Consider the following 17,920-nt stretch of genomic DNA (forward strand, 5'->3'; position numbering starts at 1 on the left):
AGCCCCATGTTAGGTAGGCGCACCTAACGGGAGCATGAGGCCCGCATTACAATCCTGACAGTCAGGAGCGGCAGCGCCGCTCCTGTTCGGTGTTACAGCACCTGCAGCGGATACTCGACGATGACACGCACCTCATCGAGGTCGCTTTCATACGCGGTGGCACGGGTATTCATCTGCCGCACACGCACCGAGAGGTCCTTGAGCGAGCCGTCGAGGAACACGTACTTGACCTCGATATTGCGCTCCCAGCGCTTCTGGTCGGTCAGCGGGTTGCCGGCGTCATCCCTGCGCATGTACGTGCTGTTGGCATTGGAGTAGTCCGCGTCACGCCCCAGCGCGTAGCGCGCCATGAAGCTCAGCCCGGGTATGCCGAAGTCCGCCATGTCCAGGTCGTAGCGCAGCATCCAGGAACGCTCCTTCGGCGAGTTGAAATCGCTGTACTGCAGGGAGTTGTCCAGGAAGATGGAGTCGGACTGGCGCAGATAGTCGAAATCATCGTCGCCATTGTTGCGCTGGTGAGAGAGGGCGACGCGGTGGGCGCCGTAGCGCACGCCGATGCTGCCGCTGTAGATGTTGTTGCTCAGTTCGCCCAGGCGTTTCTTGCCTTCGTCCGTCGCGTTGTAATAGTTCAGCCCGCCGAACAGCGCCAGGTCGTCGGAGAGCGGATAGGTCCACCACATCCCGGCGTAATACTGATCCCAGACATCTTTCAGGCGGCTGCCGTAGAGGCTGAAGCCCAGGTTGTCGCTGACGGCATAGTCGCCACCGAAGTAGCCGACCCAGGGCGAGTCCACCTGCCCGGCGTAGAAGGTCGCGAACTCACCACGCGAGGTGCTTTCCTGTGGCTGACTCATGGCGTGCAGGCGGCCGCCCTGCAGGGTCAGCCCGTCCACGCTCTCGTTGACCAGGGTGACCCCCTTGAAGCTCTGCGGCAGCAAACGCGAATCGCCGTAGTGCACGACAGGCGTGGTCGGAAACACATCACCGGCCTTGACCACGGTGTCGGCAAAGCGGGCTTTGACCGCCGCGCCCACTTTGGAATACGCATCCTCGGCCCGGTCATCGCTGTCGACCGGCAGCATGTCGACGCTACCACCCGGACCATAACGGCCGTCGCCGGTATCCAGTTTCAGGCCCAGCCCTGCGTGGACATCGACACCGAAGCCGACGGTACCCTGGGTGAAGCCGGATTCGAAGTTGGCGAGAATGCCGTGCGCCCAGGCCTCGGTGTAGCTGCTGCGCTCACCGTTGGGCAGCACCCTGGCCTCGCCCTTGCGGAAGTCCCGGTTGAAGTAGAAGTTGCGGTTGAGGATCTTCAGGCTGCTTCCCTCGACGAAACCGTCGCTGGCCTGTGTCTCGGACGCCTGCGTCATCGTGCCTGGACCGAATGCCAGTGCGGAGATGATCGCCAGGGTTAAAGGGCTTTTGTTCATACATGGCTCCTGATGCTTACCGGCAGTTTTGGGGTTGTCATAGGCCGACTCTTCTTGTGGTTATGGCCCTCACATCCTTGCAACCTGCGGATAACTCGGAGATGAGCGCCGCATTACAATTTCGTAATCGAAGAACTCGACGCCCCCTGCACGGTCCGCTCGCACGCCGGCACGGCAAGTCGTCGTGCGGCATCACTCATCGTCTGCAGCAAACCAGTCGCGACGCTCCGCGAAGGCGTTGTGGATCAGCGCCAGCAGGCTCATGACGTCCTCGCGCTGCGCCGAGAGCGGTGCGCAGGCCAGCCAGATCGACTGCCTCATCGGTCGGGCAAAGAGGCCGGGCAGCAGCTGCAGGTTCGCGTCGATGTGCGAGGTGTAGTGCGGCATCAGGCCAATACAGGCGGCGTGCCGGATCAGCTCCATCGTCCATTGCTGGGAGTGCGCCCGTGTCACCGCGCTGCCACGCGCGTCCACCAGGGCATTCCACGGCGCGAACACCGCCGATGCCGACGTGTCCGGGCGCTGCACCAGCATGTAGTCGTGCAGATCAGACAGGCGCGCGGGTAGCCGTCGCTCACGGGCGTAGCGCTTGCCGATGCAGGCCTGGAACTCGACGCTGGCCAGGCGCTGGGGCCGCGTCATGGCAAAACCGGGATCAGGCCGGGCCTGGTCGGGATCGGCCAGCCAGATCATGACCTCGCTCTGCAGCAGCGGCCCCTGGTCCTGGCGGAGCAGCTCCAGGCGCACGCCGGCATGCCTGCGCAGAAAGGCCACCAGATGCCGACCCAGCACATCGTCGAGCACCCATTCCGGCAGCGCCAGACGCAGCTCGGGCCGTTCGGCGAAACCGACCTCGGGGCGCAGGTCTCGATGCCGGGATGCCAGTTCCGCCTGCAACGCCAGGCCGCGTGACGTCAGTGCGAGTGCGCGATCCTGATAGACGAAGAGCGCTTCCCCCAGGCTCGTTTCGAGCCGCCGCAACTGCTTGCGCAACAACGTGGGGGGCATGTTCAGGCTGCGTGCCGCCTGCTTGAAACTGGCGCAGCGCGCGGTTGCCAGAAAGCTCCTGGCCACGAGTCGCTCGATCTCAGCCATGGCGACCGCCAGGCATGTGGCTCCGGACTCGATTCTGCATGTGCGCACTGGCAAGACGTGATGACATGGCCGGCAGCCTACCGAGCACCGTCTTTCGCCAGGCTTGCCGCAAGATTACTTATCTGTAATCCGGGTTCTGCAGCGTCGCTCACGGCGCCAGCGACTGGGTGCCACACGGCGGGTTTCACGTGATCGCAATCGCAGTGAAATCACCCCCCGGCATGCCCGGAAAAGCGCCAGCGCCCAGTATTTCCGGGGTGCGCGCCCGCAACGGGCGAGTGTCATCGAATCGTCACCGAATTGCCCGCCAAGCGTCATCCGCCCCGCAAAGCATCCCGTCGCCAACCCCTGACATTCGGCGACAAGGAGCCATGCATGTTGATCAAAACCACGCCATTTCCCCTCCTCGCACTCGGCATCCTGCTGAGTCTTCCTGCCATCCCGGCACACGCCGGGACGGTCACCACCGACGGCGCCGATATCGTCATCAGGACCAAAGGCGGGCTGGAGGTGGCCACCACAGACAAAGCCTTCAGCTTCAAGCTGGGCGGCCGCTTGCAGGCCGACTACTCGATGTTCGACGGTTACTACACGCGCAATGGCAACTCGGCCGATGCGGGCTATTTCCGACGCGCCTACCTGGAACTGGGCGGCACCGCCTACAAGGACTGGAAGTACCAGATCAACTATGACCTGTCGCGCAACACCGGCAACGACAGTGCCGGTTACTTCGACGAGGCCAGCGTCACCTATACCGGCTTCAGCCCGCTGAACGTCAAGGCCGGTCGCTTCTACACCGACTTCGGCCTGGAGAAGGCCACCAGCTCGAAATGGACGACGGCGCTGGAACGCAACCTGTCCTACGAGCTGGCCGACTGGATAAACGACAACTCCGGCCTGGGGCTACAGGCGACCCGCGTCATCGCCGGTTCCGCGTACCTTTCCGGCAGCGTCTTCAGCGAGAACAACAACGACAGCGATGGTGACAGCGTCAAACGCTACAACGCCCGCGCGGTGTTCGCGCCCCTCAATCAACCCGGCAATGTCCTGCATGTCGGCCTGCAGTACGCCTATCGCGACCTCGGCGGCAGTGCCGTGGACACTCGCATTCGTCCACGCGTGGGGATGCGCGGTGTCAGCACCAACGGCGGCAGCAGCGCCGGTGACAACGGCAACCGCGTGGTCTTCGGTGGCGCTGCTGCCAGCGCCGATCTCTGGGACGACGATGCGGTATGGGGCGTGGAGGGTGCCTGGGCCCTGGATGCCTTCTCGGTCCAGGGCGAGTATCTGCGCCGCACCCTCAAGGCCGACCAGGCGAGCAACGACGTCGAAGCGGACGGCTACTACGTCCAGGTCGCCTACACCCTCACCGGCGAGCCACGTCTCTACCGACTCGATGGCGCCAGGTTCGACACCATCAAGGCGGACGACAAGGCACTGGGGGCCTGGGAGCTGTTCTACCGTTTCGACTCGATCAGGGTGGAAGATGACAACATCACCAGCAGCACGACCACACGCCAGGTCGGTGACGCTCGCGCCAGGACCCATACGCTTGGCGTCAACTGGTATGCCAACGAGGCCGTGAAGATCAGCGCCAACTACGTCACGGCGAGTACCGACAACGCCAGCAACACGCTCGGCGATGACACCGGCGATGGCGTCGTCATGCGCCTGCAGTACGTCTTCTGAGTGCGCCGCCGGCAGGTGCCAAGCCCCTGCCGGCGTCGGCTTTCGCGATTGTAATCCTGGCGCAATGCCCGGGTAAGCGACGGGTCGCTAGTGTCCGGCTCGACACCATCAGCCGCAGGCCCAGCCATGAAAATCGTCAACCACCTCTTGCCTCTCGCCCTTCTGCTGGTCGCCAGCAACGCCCTTGCGCAGTCCTTTCCAAAGGACAAGGTCAGGCAGATCGAACAGAACAGCATTGAAGTCGCCCAGCGATACGCCGAACGCACGGGCAAGCCGATGCCGCAAATCCAGGACTACCGCTACAGCATGAAACTGGACATCGCCAAGGTCGTTTACCAGAGCCCGAGAATCGAATACTGCGGAGTCATTCCACAGATCATGGTCTTCGAAGACAGCAACGAAGAACTGCGCAGCATCCGCTACCGCAGCCTGGGCGAATGCCGCAGCCAGCGCTGAAACGCCACCGGCGCATGCCCGTGCCCGAGATCACGGCTCCTGATGATCGGCCGGACGCATCGCGCAGCGCACTGCCGACGCGCTCCTGGCCAGGTCGCTCAAGGCTCCGTCATGGGACGCTCGTTGGCAGCCAGCTCGCTCAGCAGCCCCGGGCCAAGAACCTGGGGCAACACCTCTGGCGCCGCCTGGCCTGGCACGTACCACAGGTACAGCGGCACACCCGAGCGGCCGTGTTTTTCGAGAAAGGCGGTAATCGTGGCGTCACCGCGCGTCCAGTCACCGCGCATCACCTCCACGCCATGTTCGTCGAAGGCGCGCTGCGTTTGCGGGCGGTTGATCGCGACCTGCTCGTTGACCTTGCAGGTCACGCACCAGTCCGCCGTGAAGTACACGAAGACGGCATGCTCGCCCTGGCGCAGGCTGCTCAGGCGCGCCTCGTCGAAAGGCTGGTAGGCCTGCGCTGCGCGCTGGGCCTGAGGGCTGCTGTCCTGACTCAGACCGATGCTCAGCGCCAGGACGGCCGCCAGCACCGCAGGTATCCAGCTGTTTGACTTGAACGCCCGCTGGCGCAGGCCCGCGACCCACAGACCGAGGCCCAGCAGCAGCGTGCAGCCGATCACCGTGATCAGGGCATTGCTGCCGACCTGCTGAGCGAGTACCCAGAGCAACGCCAGCGCCGTGAGGAACATGGGAACGGCCAGGACGTGGCGCAGGGTTTCCATCCAGGGGCCGGGCCGCGGCAGACGCTGACGCAGCGCCGGCACGAAGCCCAGCAGCAGGAACGGCAGGGCGATCCCCAGGCCCAGACCGGCGAACACCAGCATGGCCGCCCCGGTAGGCAGCACCAGTGCCGCGCCCAGCGCAGCCGCCATGAACGGCCCCGTACAGGGCGTGGCGACGAAGGCCGCCAGCGCGCCGGTCCAGAATGCACCGGCATGGCCTTCACGGTTGACCAGAGCACTGCCCACATTGATCGACGAGAGTTCGAACAGCCCGGCGAAGTTGAGTGCGATGGCCGTGCTCAGCAACAGCAGCACCAGAATCACCCGCGGGTCCTGAAGCTGGAAGGCCCAGCCGAGTTGCGAGCCACCAGAACGCAGCGCGAGCAACAGCGCACCCAGCAGGACACAGACCGCCACCACCCCGGCCGTGTACGCCAGCGCCTCGCGCCGGGCGGCCCCGTCACTGCCGTTGGCTCGTGCGATGCTCAATGCCTTGAGGCTGAGGATGGGGAATACGCAGGGCATCAGGTTGAGCAGCAGGCCGCCAAGCAGCGCACCGGCCAGCGCAACCAGGGTCATCACCAGCGTATTGCCGGGCTGAACCTCGCTGCGGCTGACCTTCACGTCCAGGCCCAGGCCATTACCCAGCGACAGCAGGGCATCGAAGTGCTCTGGCACCTGCTGGCCCGGCCGGGTTTCGATGATCAGGTGATCGTCGCTGCGCTCCACCCGTTGCTCGGCTGCGTTTTCGAGGGCGCCTGGGGTGGCCGAGAACAGGTGAGGCGCGTCGATTGCCATGCCCGCAGGCAGCGGAATGCTGACACGCATGAGCCCCTCCTCGACAGCGAACCGGGCGGAGCTGCCGAGCGGCCTGGGCAAGGCCTGACGCCAGTGGGCGAAGGTATCGCTCAGCGCCGGGTCGTTGCGGCCGTCACCGACCGTCAGGCGCGTCTCCAGGCTCGCCTGTTCCGGCACGCACGCGTCGTATCGGCAGGCCAGGTACTTCATATCCAGGCGAATCGCCAACGACTCACCGCTGGCCAGGCCGTCCGCGACATGCAGCGGTATCAGCACGGCATAGGGGTGCTCGTAGACATGGTTCATCAGGCCATCGATCAGCAACGTCTGCGGCACCGGATAGACCGGCTCGCCGACGCTGACGCCCTCGGGCAGATGCCAGGTCAGCTGCGGCGCCAGGCCGACATCGCCGGGCTGCTTCCAGTAGCCATGCCAGCCGGCCTGGGGATCCATGAGCAGCGCCAGTGTCGTCTGCCCGCCTGCCGCAGGCGTCGGACTCTCGGCCAGCAGCGACGAGGTGATGAGCACCTCACCACGTCCCGGCAAGTTCTGGGCCCAGGCAAGCGGGGCCATGAGGGCACCGAACAGCAGTGCCATGATTAACCGTCTAAGCATGATGACCTTGAGAGCGGAGGGCTGGATGGCGGCGGGCACCCCGCCGCCAGGGAGATCAACGGGCGCTGATGCTGTCGAGCGCTTCGGCCAGGTGCGTATCCTGCGGCTTCAGCACCTGGGCCACACGCCCCTGCGCATCGAGCAGCACGACACTGGGGATGTCGCGCACACCGAAGGCACGGAACAGTGCGTCGCCCTCGTCCAGCGCCAGGGGCAGCTGCGTGTTGGTGCTGGCCTTGTAGTCCTGCAGGTCCTGCTTCGACGTCCAGAGCCCGGACGAGATGCCGAACCATTCGACGCCACTCTGCGCCGCCAGGCGGTCGACATCCTGGCGTACCCGCAGGCACGCCTGGGAGGTCTGCGGCCGGCTCTCGGCCAGGTAGGACTCGCACCAGGGCGCGAAGAACACCAGTGCCCGCGGCTTGCCGCTGGCCTGGCCGAGAGAGACGGCAGCGCCTTCGAGCATCGCCAGCTGCACACCCTCGACCTGATCACCGACGTTGAAACGACGGCCGGCGTCGGCCTGCTCGTTCGGCGATGCCGCCACCGTCGCGGTGCCCACATCCAGCACCCGCTGCAAGGCCGCGTGCAACTGCGCATCGTCCAGGTGGCCGACATGCGCGATCCGTCCGTCCCGACCGATCAGCACGTGCTGCGGCGTGACCCGCAGGTTGAACGCGGCGGCCAGGCTGCCGTCATCGACGACGATGGGCATGCTCAGGCCCAGCGCCTGCCGGTAGGCACGGACCGATTCGATGTCGTCACTGAAGCCGGTGTTCACCGCGATGACCTGGATATCGTCACCCAGGGTCTGCTGCACCTCTTCGAAGCCGGGCATCTGCTGCCGGCAAGGCACGCACCAGGTGGCCCAGAACTTGAGGTAGACCGGCTTCTTGCCGTAGAGCTGCGCCAGGTCGATGCGCTCACCATCGATGGTCTGCAGGACTGCCGCCGGCGCCGGCTTGCCGACCAGCTCGGCCCCCGCATGCTGCGCACGTCGCTCGCCTTCATCGATGCTTTCTTCCGCGTGAACACCCTGGCAGACAACGGCGAACAGCGCCACGCCAGCCAGGTATTTGAGTCGAGTTGCAAGTGTCATCAGGGGCACCGTGGATCTCCTTAAAGTCTGAACCGAGTAATGCGATGGCGTGATCCTCACCTGCTGACGGTGCAAAAAAAAGAGCCAAGAATTACCTTTTCGGCTGTACCATCACCGGGCAAGCCAACGCCAACCCGGCCCATCCGCTCCCAGCACCGGACAGGGCCACCGCGCTTGCGTACAGCCGGGCTGGATGGTCGATCGCCCATGGACATTCCTTCCGCGCCTTGCCCCTGCACCGACCTGCTGACGCCCTCGATCGAGGGGGGGCCGGGTGGATAACGTGCGCATCGAGCTCAACCGCCACGCCGGCCAGTCGCTGATCGAACAGATACGCCTCAGCATTGGCAGCGCCATCCGCGAAGGGCAGCTGTATGCCGGCGCCCGCATGCCCTCCTGGCGCGACCTGGCAGCGCAACTGGGGGTGGCGCGCGGCACCGTGCGGGCGGCCTACGAGCGCCTGATCGACGAGCAGTTGCTGGTCGCACGCGGAGCGGCAGGCACCTATGTCTGCGAGCACCCGCCGAGCAGCCGAACGCTCGTTGCCCCAGCAACGCCGCGAGGTCCGTTGCCGGCGTTCCTCATGCATCCGTTCGGTCATCCACCGCTGCCCTTCCAGGTGGGGGTTCCGGCGCAAGATGCCTTTCCCTATACCCAGTGGAGTCGCGCCAGCATCAGCGCCGCACGGCACGCGGCGCACAGCCCGACCAACTACCCCGATCCCCGTGGCGAGCAGGCCCTACGCACGGAAATCGCCGCCTACCTGGCGGTCGCTCGCGGCCTGGTCTGTTCGCCTGAACAGATCCTGGTGACCAGTGGCTATGCCGGGGCCCTGGGCCTGGCGCTGCTCGGACTGCCGTTGCGCAACCGGCAAGCCTGGTTCGAGGAACCGGGCTACCCACTGGCGCGTCTCGCGCTGTCGACGACGGGGGTGCAGGTGGTGCCCGTCGACGTCGACGAGCAGGGTCTGGTCGTCGAGCAGGGGATTGCCAGGGCGCCCCTGGCAGCCCTGGCCGTGGTGACGGCTGGGCAGCAGGCCCCCCTGGGCATGACCCTGTCGCTGGCGCGACGCCATGCGTTGCTGGAATGGGCATCACGCAGCGACAGCTGGATCATCGAGGACGACTACCTCAGCGAGCTGCAACTGGCGGGCAAGGCCGCTCCGGCACTGGCCTCGCTGGACCATGCCGGGCGCGTGATCCACATCGGCACCTTCAGCAAGACGATCAGCCCGGCACTGCGCCTGGGCTTCATGGTCGTACCACCGGCCCTGGTCAACCACTTCATGGATAGCGCCGCCGTGCTGGCACCGGCACCGGCGATGGCCACGCAGATGACCATCACGGCATTCATGAAGGGCGGACACTACCTGCGTCACCTGCGACGCATGAAGCGCCTGTACGCCTCCCGCCTGGGGCTGCTGCGCGCGGCGCTGGGTCAGGAACATGCCCAGGACGCCATGGCCGGGCTGGCGCTATTGCTGCCGCTCGACAATCGCGAGGATGATCAACGGATCGCCCGCCTGGCCCTGGCCCAGGGCATGGCGCCAGCGCCCCTGAGCGTCTGGTACGCCAAGGCCGAAGGCGCCAGGTCCGGGCTGCTGCTGGGCATTCCCAACATCCTGGAGTCCGACGTCGAACGGGCCTGCCAGCAGTTGTTGCGCCTCATCGGCGCTGTCCGCCGCTGAATGGCGCTGAGGACTCGGGCCGCCCTCAGCGCAGCTTCTCCAGCATCTGGTAGTACCACATGCCGGCCGCCAGCATCGGGTTGCCGAGCTGGTCACCCAGCGGCACCTTGATGTGCTTGCAGGCGGCGAAGGTGTCGTACTGCTCCAGGTCGCCGGTAATCGCCTTGGCCATGATCTCGCCCATGATGTGGGTGGTCGCCACGCCGTGACCGGAGTAGCCCTGGCAGTACCAGACATTGGACGACAGCTTGCCCAGCTGCGGGATGCGGTTCATCACGATGCCCATGGCGCAGCTCCACTGGAAGTCGATCTGCACGCCCTTGAGTTGCGGGAAGGTGCGCTCGATGCACGGGCGCAGTTCCCCGGCGATGTCCCGTGAATCACGCCCGGAATAGTTGGCACCACCGCCGAACAGCAGGCGGCCGTCGCCGGTCAGGCGGTAGTAGTCGAGCACGAAACGGCAGTCGTAGACTGCCAGGTCCTGCGGGTTGATCTCTTTCGCCAGCTCGCCCAGCGGCGCGGTGGTGACGATGCCACCCATGGCCGGGAAGATCATGCCCTTGAGCTTGCGCCGCTCCAGCTTGTGGTAGACGTCGCCAGCCAGCAGCACCTGCTTGGCTTCGATGCGCCCGCCCGTGGTGACCACCGCCGGACGCGGGCCATGGACGATATCCAGCACTTCGGAATGCTCGAAGATCAGCGCGCCCAGGCTCGCCGCCGCCTGCGCTTCGCCGAGGCACAGGTTGAGCGGGTGCAGGTGCATGTTGCGGGTGTTCTTGATCGCCCCGCAGTACAGGTCGCTGCCCAGCTGGGCACGCACCTCGGCGCCGTCGAGCAGGCTCACCTCGCCGGCCATGCCGCGCCGCAGCGCCTCGTCGTAGGAGGCCCTGAGCTCGTCCATGTGGCTGGGCTTCATCGCCGCGTGCAGATGGCCGTGCTTGAGGTCGCAGGCGATGCCGTACCTGGCCACACGGCTCTTGATGATCTCGTGGCCGCGCCAGCGCAGGTGCCAGATGAAGTCGTCGACGTCGCTGCCGAGGCTGTTGCGCATCTGCTTGCGCATGGCTTCGTCGCCGGACAGGCTGCCGGTGACCTGGCCACCGTTGCGCCCGCTGGCCCCCCAGCCGACCTTGTTGGTTTCCACCACGGCGACCTTGAGGCCGCGCTCGGCCAGCTCCACGGCCGTGGCGATGCCGGTGAAGCCACCGCCGATGATGGCCACGTCCACGCTCACGCTGCCCTGCAGCGTCGGGTAGTCGGACTCGAAGTTGAGCGACGCCGAGTAGTAGGAAGGCGCCCGCTCGGCGGCGGGTTTGACGGCTTGGTTGATCGCGTTCATTGCATATCCTTGGGGTGCGTTGGCACCGGTGAATCTGAGATCGCGGCTGAAGCGGAATGCCGCCCGCCGCGCCTACATGGGATGCACACTTCGTAGGAGCGGCTTCAGCCGCGATGCTGTTCAGTCAGGCGTTGCTCAGGTACCAGCGCCAGTCCTGCTCGCCGACCTCGCCCATGAACTGGCGATACTCGGCGCGCTTGACCGCCAGGAACACCTTGAGGAAGTCGTCACCGAAGGCGTCGCGGGCCCAGCTCGACTGCTCCAGCGCCTGGATCGCCGCCGACCATTGGCTCGGCAGGCGCTCCTTGGCCTGGGCATAGCCGTTGCCCTCGATCGGTGCCCCGGGGTCGAGGCGGTCGCGGATGCCGCGCTGGATACCGGCGAGAATCGCCGCTGCCGCGAGGTAGGGGTTGGCGTCGGCGCCGCAGATGCGGTGCTCGACGTGTCGGGTCCTCGCCGGGCCGCCCGGCACGCGCAGGCTCACGGTACGGTTATCCACACCCCAGGTCGGCGCCAGCGGCGCGTAGCTGTTGGCCTGGAAACGTCGGTAGGAGTTGGCATTGGGGCAGAACAGCAGCAACGAGTCGTGCAGGCTGGCGAGCATGCCGCCGACCGCCTGACGCAACAGCGGCGTACCGGCCGGATCTTCGCTGGCGAACAGATTGTCACCCGCCGCATCGGCCAGGCTGACGTGCATGTGCATGCCGGTGCCGGCGATCTCGGCGAACGGCTTGGCCATGAAGCAGGCCTGCATGCCGTGGGCATGCGCCACCCCCTTGACCAGGCGCTTGTAGCGCACCGCCTGGTCCATCGCCGCCAGTACCGGACCGTGCTCCAGGGTGATCTCGACCTGGCCGGGGGCGTACTCGGAAATCGCCGTGCGTGCCGGAATCCCCTGGGCCTTGCAGGCGGCGTAAAGGTCGCGGAGGAACGGCTCGATCTGCTCCAGTTCGCGCAGGCCGTAGACCTGGGTCTGTCGCGGACGGCCACCGTCGGCATCCAGCGCCGGCTGCGGGCGCCCTTGCGCGTCGCGCTTCTGGTCGAGCAGGTAGAACTCCAGCTCGCAGGCCATCACCGGGTGATAGCCGTCGGCTTCGAGCTGCTCGATCACCCGCACCAGCAACTGGCGCGGGTCGGCGGGGGTTGCCGGCAGGCCTTCGCTGGGGTGCATGGAAACCTGTACCGCAGCAGTGGGAATCTGCCGCCAGGGCAGGCGCACCAGGCTACCGGGCAACGGGTAGGCGCGGCAGTCGATATCGCCGACGTCCCAGACCAGACCGGAGTCCTCGACATCCTCGCCGAGGATGGACAGGCCCAGCATGGTGCTCGGCAACGGCCGGCCACTCTCATACAGCGCCAGCAGTTCCTCGCGATGCAGCAGCTTGCCGCGCGGCACGCCGTTGGCGTCGAGGATGAACAGCTCGATCAGTTCGATGTCGGGGTTGTCGGTCAGGAAAGCCTGGGCTTCCTGCACAGCAGCGAAAGTCGTCATATCGCACTCGCTTGCGCCAGTCAGGCGCTCGGTGTCCGCACGGCCCGTTCGATTCTCGAACAGGTTGCACAGGCAGACAATTGGGCATCAGCGGCTGCGGGCATGGCGCAGCCATCGGAATTCAGCGGGTGGGGACGGCGTCCGGTGGGCGCGCGTGGCGGCAGTGCCACAGCGCCCAGAAGGCGAGGATGATCGTCAGCAGCGGGTTGAGCCGCTCCAACAGGCGCCGCCGCGCAGGCGCGCGGTACAGCGGAACATGGACTTGGCAGGCCGGGGAGATCATGGCTTGGCAGCGTCGCACAGGGTTTGACGTGCGTTAAATCGGGTTTTTCATACGCTTGGTTGTGCGCCGGCTAAACAATCAGGCAGACATTTTCCTGCCGGCAATGCCGCCGACGGGGCGCGCGGCGCCCCTATGGCTCGGGTCGATAACCCAGACGCAAACCACCCCAATGCCGGCCCTGCACCATGATCGGCACTGACAGGTCGTGCATCAGTTCGCCGGTATCGCGCATGTAGGTCTGCAACAGCAGGGTCTGCTTGTGGCTGCCGCAACGGATACCGGTGCGGTCGTTGAACAGGCGCTTGCCACGGCTGCGGGTCGCATCCACCGCCGGGTCGCCGCTGGGCGGATGGTTGAACGCGGCATTGTGGGTGGGCACGTAGCCTTCCGGCGTGGTGGAGATGGCGAAGACCAGCCCCTCGTGGCGTTCGAGCAAGGGTTCCTGCAGGGCCGGCAGCACCTGGTCGGCGTACTGGTCGAAGCGCGTGCGGTACTTCTGTGGCTGGGTACCGGCAATCGGCTGGTAGCGGCGATCGAACAGGTCGTCGAGGCCGATACGCCCGGCCTGCAGGTCCTGCTCGAACTGCGCGGCGATGGCAGCCGCGCCTTCGCGCGCCAGGTCATAGGCCCGCTGGTGATAGTCGTCCAGGCCCACCTCGGCGAGCTGCTCGCTGACCGTCTCGGCCTGGCCGACCAACTGTTCGGCGGCATCGGCCAGTTGCCGCGTCTGTCCCTCGCTGCCCTGCACGTCATCCTGCAGCTGCAACGCGGCGGCCGACAGGCTGGCCAGACGCTGGTGATTGTCGGCGGTGCCGGCGCTGATCCGCGCCACCTGCTGCTCGACCTCCTCGGCCTGGTCGGCGATGCCGTGCAACCGACTGCCGGCGGTCTCGATCTGCTGCGCCGCCTGCTCCAGTTCGACGCTCTGGCGCTGGATGTGCTCGACCACTGCCGTGCTCTGCTGGCGGATGTCGGCGACCATCTGGCTGACTTCCTCGGTGGCGCTGGCGGTGCGCGCCGCCAGGTTGCGCACCTCATCGGCGACCACGGCGAAACCACGGCCCATCTCACCGGCACGGGCCGCCTCGATGGCGGCGTTGAGCGCCAGCAGGTTGGTCTGGCTGGCGATGGACTGGATCACCTGGGTGACCTGCTCGATCTGTTCGGTGCGGCTGCCGAGGCCGTCGATCAGCTCGCGGCTGGCCAGGGTCTGGGCACTGAGCTGCTGCATGCGGCCGATGGCCTGGTTGAGTTCGGCCTGGCCATCGGCACTGGCCTCACGCACATGCCGGGCCGCCGTCAGGGTCTGCTCGGCACGTGCCGCGCTGTCCTGCTCGGTAAGGGTAATGGCCTCGGCGGCCTGGCTGACCTGCTGCACCGCCGCCAGCTGCGATTGCAGGCGTTCGGCCAGGTGCTTGACCGCGTGGGCGACCCTGGCTGCGGACAGCGCGTTGTGACAGGTGTGGCGCGACAGCCCGCGGCTCAGCTCGACGAAGTCACCGGCCGGCGCCTTGCGCACCACGGCGGCGGGTTCGTCTCGGCGCTGCCAGGGCCCCAGCCAGGGCCACAGCGCCAGCAGCAGGAAGGACGGCACGCTGACATAAGCGGGCAGTTGCACCTGCTGATAGACCAGCATCAGGCCCGCAAGCCCGATGGCGTGCAGCAGACAGGCGACAGGTGTGCGGATGAAAGCAGCTTGCATGACCGACCTCAGAGTTCTTGTTCTGGTGCGCGGCGAGGCGCTGTAGGCGGACGAAGTCACGGCGGGTTCTCTCCTGGAATATCCCACGCAACCTGGGCAACAGGCTACGGGGGAGGCAGGCCCGTCGACAAATCAGACGATGCAGACCGGGCACGATGACCGAATTCGAGCAGGTTGGCAGCGCCAGCACCATCGCACTTTGGTAGCACCATGCCATGAATTTAGCCTGCCCTACCCCACGACGCGATGGCGCTGGACGAAACGCCGGTCGAGCCAGTCCTTGCAACGCCCGTAGAGCTGCCCGCCCGCACTCCAGTCGTGCCAGCCGAGCAGCGCGCCGCCATCACCCGTGGCGAGCAGTGCCAGGCTCTGCCACTGCGCCCGGTACTGGCGCAGGGGCCGCCCCTGCAAGGCCGCCTGCAGGTTGGCAGCCAGCACGGGCGCCTGGCGCACCGCGAAACGCCCGCTGCGGCGCATGCCATCGAGGCTGGCGCTGTCGCCGACGGCGAACACCTGCGCGTGCGACTCGCACTGCAGGGTCGGTCGGATGGCGATGAAGCCGGCGCTGTCCGTGGCCAGCTGACTGGCCGTCAGCCAGGGCCAGGGCCGCGCGCCACTGGCCAGCAACAGGCGGCGCCCGCGCCACACGGGCTCGTCGCCACTGAGCAGCCAGTCGTCCTCGATGCGCCCGATCGGGCAGTGCTCACGCACCTGCACGCCACGCTGACGCAGATGGCCCAGGGCACGCAGGCGCAGTCCCGGCGACAGCCCGTCGAGCAGCGCGCCGCCGCAGAACAGCGCCAGCGCCGGCACCTTGTCGGCCAGCGCCAGGGACAGCTCCACGCCACCCGCGCCGCCGCCGAGAATCGCCATGCGTCTGGGTTCAGCCTGCCATTGCTGCCAGCCCACCAGCAGCCGCTCGATGGGCCGCGCGGCCAGCACCTGCATGGCATCGCCCTGCTGCGGTGGTATGGCCATGCCGGCACCGACGTTGAGTGACAGCCATTCACCCTGCAGGTCACGGCCATCGGTGAGGCGCAGGCAGCGGCTGTCGGCGTCGAGCGAGGCGATCTCGCCCTCGATCAGCTCGACCTTGGCCGCCCGGCACAGCGGCTGCAGCTCCACCCGGCAGTCGGCAGCGCTGAAACGGCCGCTGATCAGCCCCGGCAACATGCCGGCGTACCAGGCCTCGGGGCCGGGGCTGAGCAGGCCGATCCGCCCTGGCGGGCGTTCCACCATGGCCCAACGGCGCAACACGCCAAGGTGGGCGTGACCGGCTCCGGCCAATATCAGGTCGTACTGGGTCATGCTTTTTTCAATCCGTCGCGGTACTGGCTCGGGGTCTGCCCGGTCCAGCGTTTGAAGGCTCGGCCGAAGCTGCTGCTGTCGCTGAAGCCGAGCAGATAGGCAATCTCGCTGATCGAACAGCGCGGGTCACGCATGTGCTGCAGCGCCAGGGCCTGGCGCGTGTCCCCGAGCAGCGCCTCGTAGCTGGTGCCCTCCTCGGCCAGGTGGCGCTGCAGGCTGCGCAGGCTCAGGTGCAGGGCCTGGGCGATGCGTTCGGCCGACGGCTCGCCATCTGGCAACTGTGCCTGCAGGAAGTTGCGTACCCGCTCGCTGCAACTGGCCGCCTGCAGTTGTTCCAGGCTGCGCCTGAGCACGGCTTCGTTGTGCTCGGCCAGCTCCGGGTTGCCATCGTCGAGGCGTTGCTCGAAGGCGTCCCGCGGAAAGCGCAGCAGGCTTTCCTCGGCCTCGAACTGCACGGGAGCGCGAAACACCGCCTGCCACGGCTCGGGGTCGAGCGGACGCGGGCGCTGCAACTGCACCAGCAGCGGGGCGAAGTCGCGGCTCAGGCGATTGCGGCAACTGCGCACGTAGATCGCGGCGAAGGCGTCCAGCGCCTCCGCTGCCGGCGTCGGGCTGCCGGGCGGGACACGGAAACGAAACTCGTAGGCATCGTCCACCTGGCGCAGCTCCAGTTGCAGGGCATCGCTGACCACCCGGTGATAGCGCACGATGCGCTCGAACATCTCGCGCAGGCTGCTGCTGGCGATCAGCGCATAACCCAGGGTATGGAAGGTGGTCGGGCTGACGAACTGCGAGGTCTTCAGACCCAGCGCCGGATCACCGCTGGCCGCCACCGCCAGTTGCCACAGGCGGGTGGTCACCGACAGCGGGCAACGCGCGTTGGGGTCGTCCAGCAGCGCAGGGTCGAGCCCGGCCTCGCGGCACAGCGCGCTGCTGTCCAGGCCAAGGGCATCGAGCTGCTTGCGCAGGGCGCGGGTCCAGCTGGCCAGGGTGGAGGGTTCGGCGGTCATGCAGATTGGCGTATCCGGTAGGCAGGTTGGCGTGCTCGGTCGGGCGCTCTGACGACCGTCACGGCACAGTGAAGTCACAGCCCAATAACAAGAGGATGTCGGCATGTCCCCCTCCCCCGCAAGCCTTAATGATCAGCAACGCGCCGCGCATATCCGCGAGCAGGTGATGGCCCACGGCAACGCACTGCGCCAGCGCTACCCGATCCTGCAGCATCAGGACGCGCTCGGCGCCGCTATTCTCGCCTTCGCCCTGCTCGGCATGCTCGGTTCGGCGGCCCTGTACGTCGGCGGCCAGCTGCCCTGGTGGGCGTGCCTGCTGCTCAACGCCTTCTTCGCCTCGCTGACCCACGAGCTGGAGCACGACCTGATCCACTCGATGTACTTCCGCAAGCGACCCATACCGCACAACCTGATGATGGCGCTGGTCTGGCTGGCCCGGCCGAGCACCATCAACCCCTGGGTGCGCCGGCACCTGCACCTGAACCACCACAAGGTGTCCGGCAGCGAGGCGGATACCGAGGAACGCGCCATCACCAACGGCGAACCCTGGGGCATCGCCCGCCTGCTGATGGTCGGCGACAACATGATGAGCTCGCTGATCCGCTGGCTGCGGGCGAAGAATCCGGCGCACCGCCGGCTGATCCTCAGCCGCACGCTGAAGGTCTACGCGCCACTGGGCCTGCTCAACTGGGCGACCTGGTACCTGTTCCTCGGCTTCCACCTGCTCGACTGGGCCAGCGCCGCCCTCGGTGCCCCCATTGCCTGGTCGGCCACGACCCTGGCGACCATGCAGGTGGTGAACGTCGCCGTGGTGGTGCTGGTCGGCCCCAACGTGCTGCGCACCTTCTGCCTGCACTTCGTCAGCTCCAACATGCACTACTACGGCGATGTCGAACCGGGCAACGTGATCCAGCAGACGCAGGTGCTCAACCCCTGGTGGCTGTGGCCGTTGCAGGCATTCTGCTTCAACTTCGGCAGCAGCCATGCGATCCACCACTTCGTGGTCAAGGAGCCCTTCTACATCCGCCAGCTCAGCGTGCCCTTCGCCCACAGGGTGATGCGCGAGATGGGCGTGCGCTTCAACGACTTCGGTACGTTCGCCCGCGCCAATCGCTGGACCCGCCGCGACCAGGCGCAAGCGCAACGCACGCAGGCCGCCTGATTCTCATGCGCGGCGCCCTGTGCGCCGCGA

General features: G+C 66.7%; 13 protein-coding genes. 4 read left to right on the forward strand and 9 right to left on the reverse strand.

The features are described 5' to 3' along the window. Window positions 1-92: 92 nt before the first annotated feature. Entirely contained in the window at window positions 93-1,373 is a 1,281-nt protein-coding gene (locus JLK41_RS23965) for an OprD family porin (protein WP_231499307.1), read from the reverse strand. A 252-nt stretch (window positions 1,374-1,625) separates the two neighbouring features. Next, a complete protein-coding gene (locus JLK41_RS23970; RefSeq protein WP_210390002.1) occupies window positions 1,626-2,528 on the reverse strand; it encodes a LysR family transcriptional regulator in 903 nt (300 codons plus the stop codon). Window positions 2,529-2,903: 375 nt separating this feature from the next. Here JLK41_RS23970 and JLK41_RS23975 point away from each other — a divergent pair, with 375 nt between their 5' ends. Both JLK41_RS23975 and JLK41_RS23980 read left to right on the forward strand, forming a co-directional pair. Next, window positions 2,904-4,217 carry an OprO/OprP family phosphate-selective porin gene (locus JLK41_RS23975; protein ID WP_210390003.1) on the forward strand — a complete coding sequence of 438 codons (1,314 nt, stop codon included), beginning with the start codon at window positions 2,904-2,906 and terminating at the stop codon, window positions 4,215-4,217. Window positions 4,218-4,343: 126 nt separating this feature from the next. Then, entirely contained in the window at window positions 4,344-4,673 is a 330-nt protein-coding gene (locus tag JLK41_RS23980) for a DUF2790 domain-containing protein (RefSeq protein ID WP_210390004.1), read from the forward strand. A gap of 98 nt (window positions 4,674-4,771) precedes the next feature. Here JLK41_RS23980 and JLK41_RS23985 read toward each other — a convergent pair whose 3' ends face one another. Together JLK41_RS23985 and JLK41_RS23990 are read right to left on the reverse strand one after the other, a co-directional pair. After that, the gene (locus tag JLK41_RS23985; protein ID WP_244976455.1) at window positions 4,772-6,790 is read right to left on the reverse strand and encodes a protein-disulfide reductase DsbD family protein; all 2,019 of its coding nucleotides are present in this window, start codon (window positions 6,788-6,790) and stop codon (window positions 4,772-4,774) included. Between the two features lie 73 nt (window positions 6,791-6,863). Then, window positions 6,864-7,907 (reverse strand): TlpA family protein disulfide reductase, encoded by a 1,044-nt coding sequence (locus JLK41_RS23990; RefSeq protein ID WP_210390005.1) that lies wholly within the window; start codon window positions 7,905-7,907, stop codon window positions 6,864-6,866. 274 nt (window positions 7,908-8,181) lie between these two features. Here JLK41_RS23990 and pdxR point away from each other — a divergent pair, with 274 nt between their 5' ends. Beyond that, window positions 8,182-9,594, forward strand: a complete 1,413-nt coding sequence (gene pdxR, locus JLK41_RS23995) for a MocR-like pyridoxine biosynthesis transcription factor PdxR (RefSeq protein ID WP_210390006.1) — start codon at window positions 8,182-8,184, stop codon at window positions 9,592-9,594. 25 nt (window positions 9,595-9,619) lie between these two features. Here pdxR and JLK41_RS24000 read toward each other — a convergent pair whose 3' ends face one another. The 5 genes from JLK41_RS24000 to JLK41_RS24020 all read right to left on the reverse strand — a co-directional run bounded on the left by JLK41_RS24000 (window position 9,620) and on the right by JLK41_RS24020 (window position 16,728). Next, complete coding sequence (locus JLK41_RS24000; protein WP_425321830.1) at window positions 9,620-10,933, reverse strand: NAD(P)/FAD-dependent oxidoreductase; 1,314 nt, start codon at window positions 10,931-10,933, stop codon at window positions 9,620-9,622. 124 nt (window positions 10,934-11,057) lie between these two features. Further along, entirely contained in the window at window positions 11,058-12,425 is a 1,368-nt protein-coding gene (locus tag JLK41_RS24005) for a glutamine synthetase family protein (protein WP_210390007.1), read from the reverse strand. 413 nt (window positions 12,426-12,838) lie between these two features. Continuing rightward, complete coding sequence (locus tag JLK41_RS24010; protein WP_037051205.1) at window positions 12,839-14,410, reverse strand: methyl-accepting chemotaxis protein; 1,572 nt, start codon at window positions 14,408-14,410, stop codon at window positions 12,839-12,841. A 231-nt stretch (window positions 14,411-14,641) separates the two neighbouring features. After that, the gene (locus tag JLK41_RS24015; RefSeq protein ID WP_037051202.1) at window positions 14,642-15,718 is read right to left on the reverse strand and encodes an FAD-dependent oxidoreductase; all 1,077 of its coding nucleotides are present in this window, start codon (window positions 15,716-15,718) and stop codon (window positions 14,642-14,644) included. Next, complete coding sequence (locus JLK41_RS24020) at window positions 15,715-16,728, reverse strand: AraC family transcriptional regulator (RefSeq protein WP_210390008.1); 1,014 nt, start codon at window positions 16,726-16,728, stop codon at window positions 15,715-15,717. Before JLK41_RS24020 ends, JLK41_RS24015 begins: the two co-directional genes overlap by 4 nt. Before the next feature lie 103 nt (window positions 16,729-16,831). Between JLK41_RS24020 and JLK41_RS24025 the strand changes: the two genes are divergently transcribed. After that, complete coding sequence (locus tag JLK41_RS24025) at window positions 16,832-17,890, forward strand: fatty acid desaturase (protein ID WP_210390009.1); 1,059 nt, start codon at window positions 16,832-16,834, stop codon at window positions 17,888-17,890. Window positions 17,891-17,920: the final 30 nt, after the last annotated feature.

It is taken from the genome of Ectopseudomonas khazarica (genome assembly GCF_017915135.1).
Lineage (GTDB): Bacteria > Pseudomonadota > Gammaproteobacteria > Pseudomonadales > Pseudomonadaceae > Aquipseudomonas > Aquipseudomonas khazarica.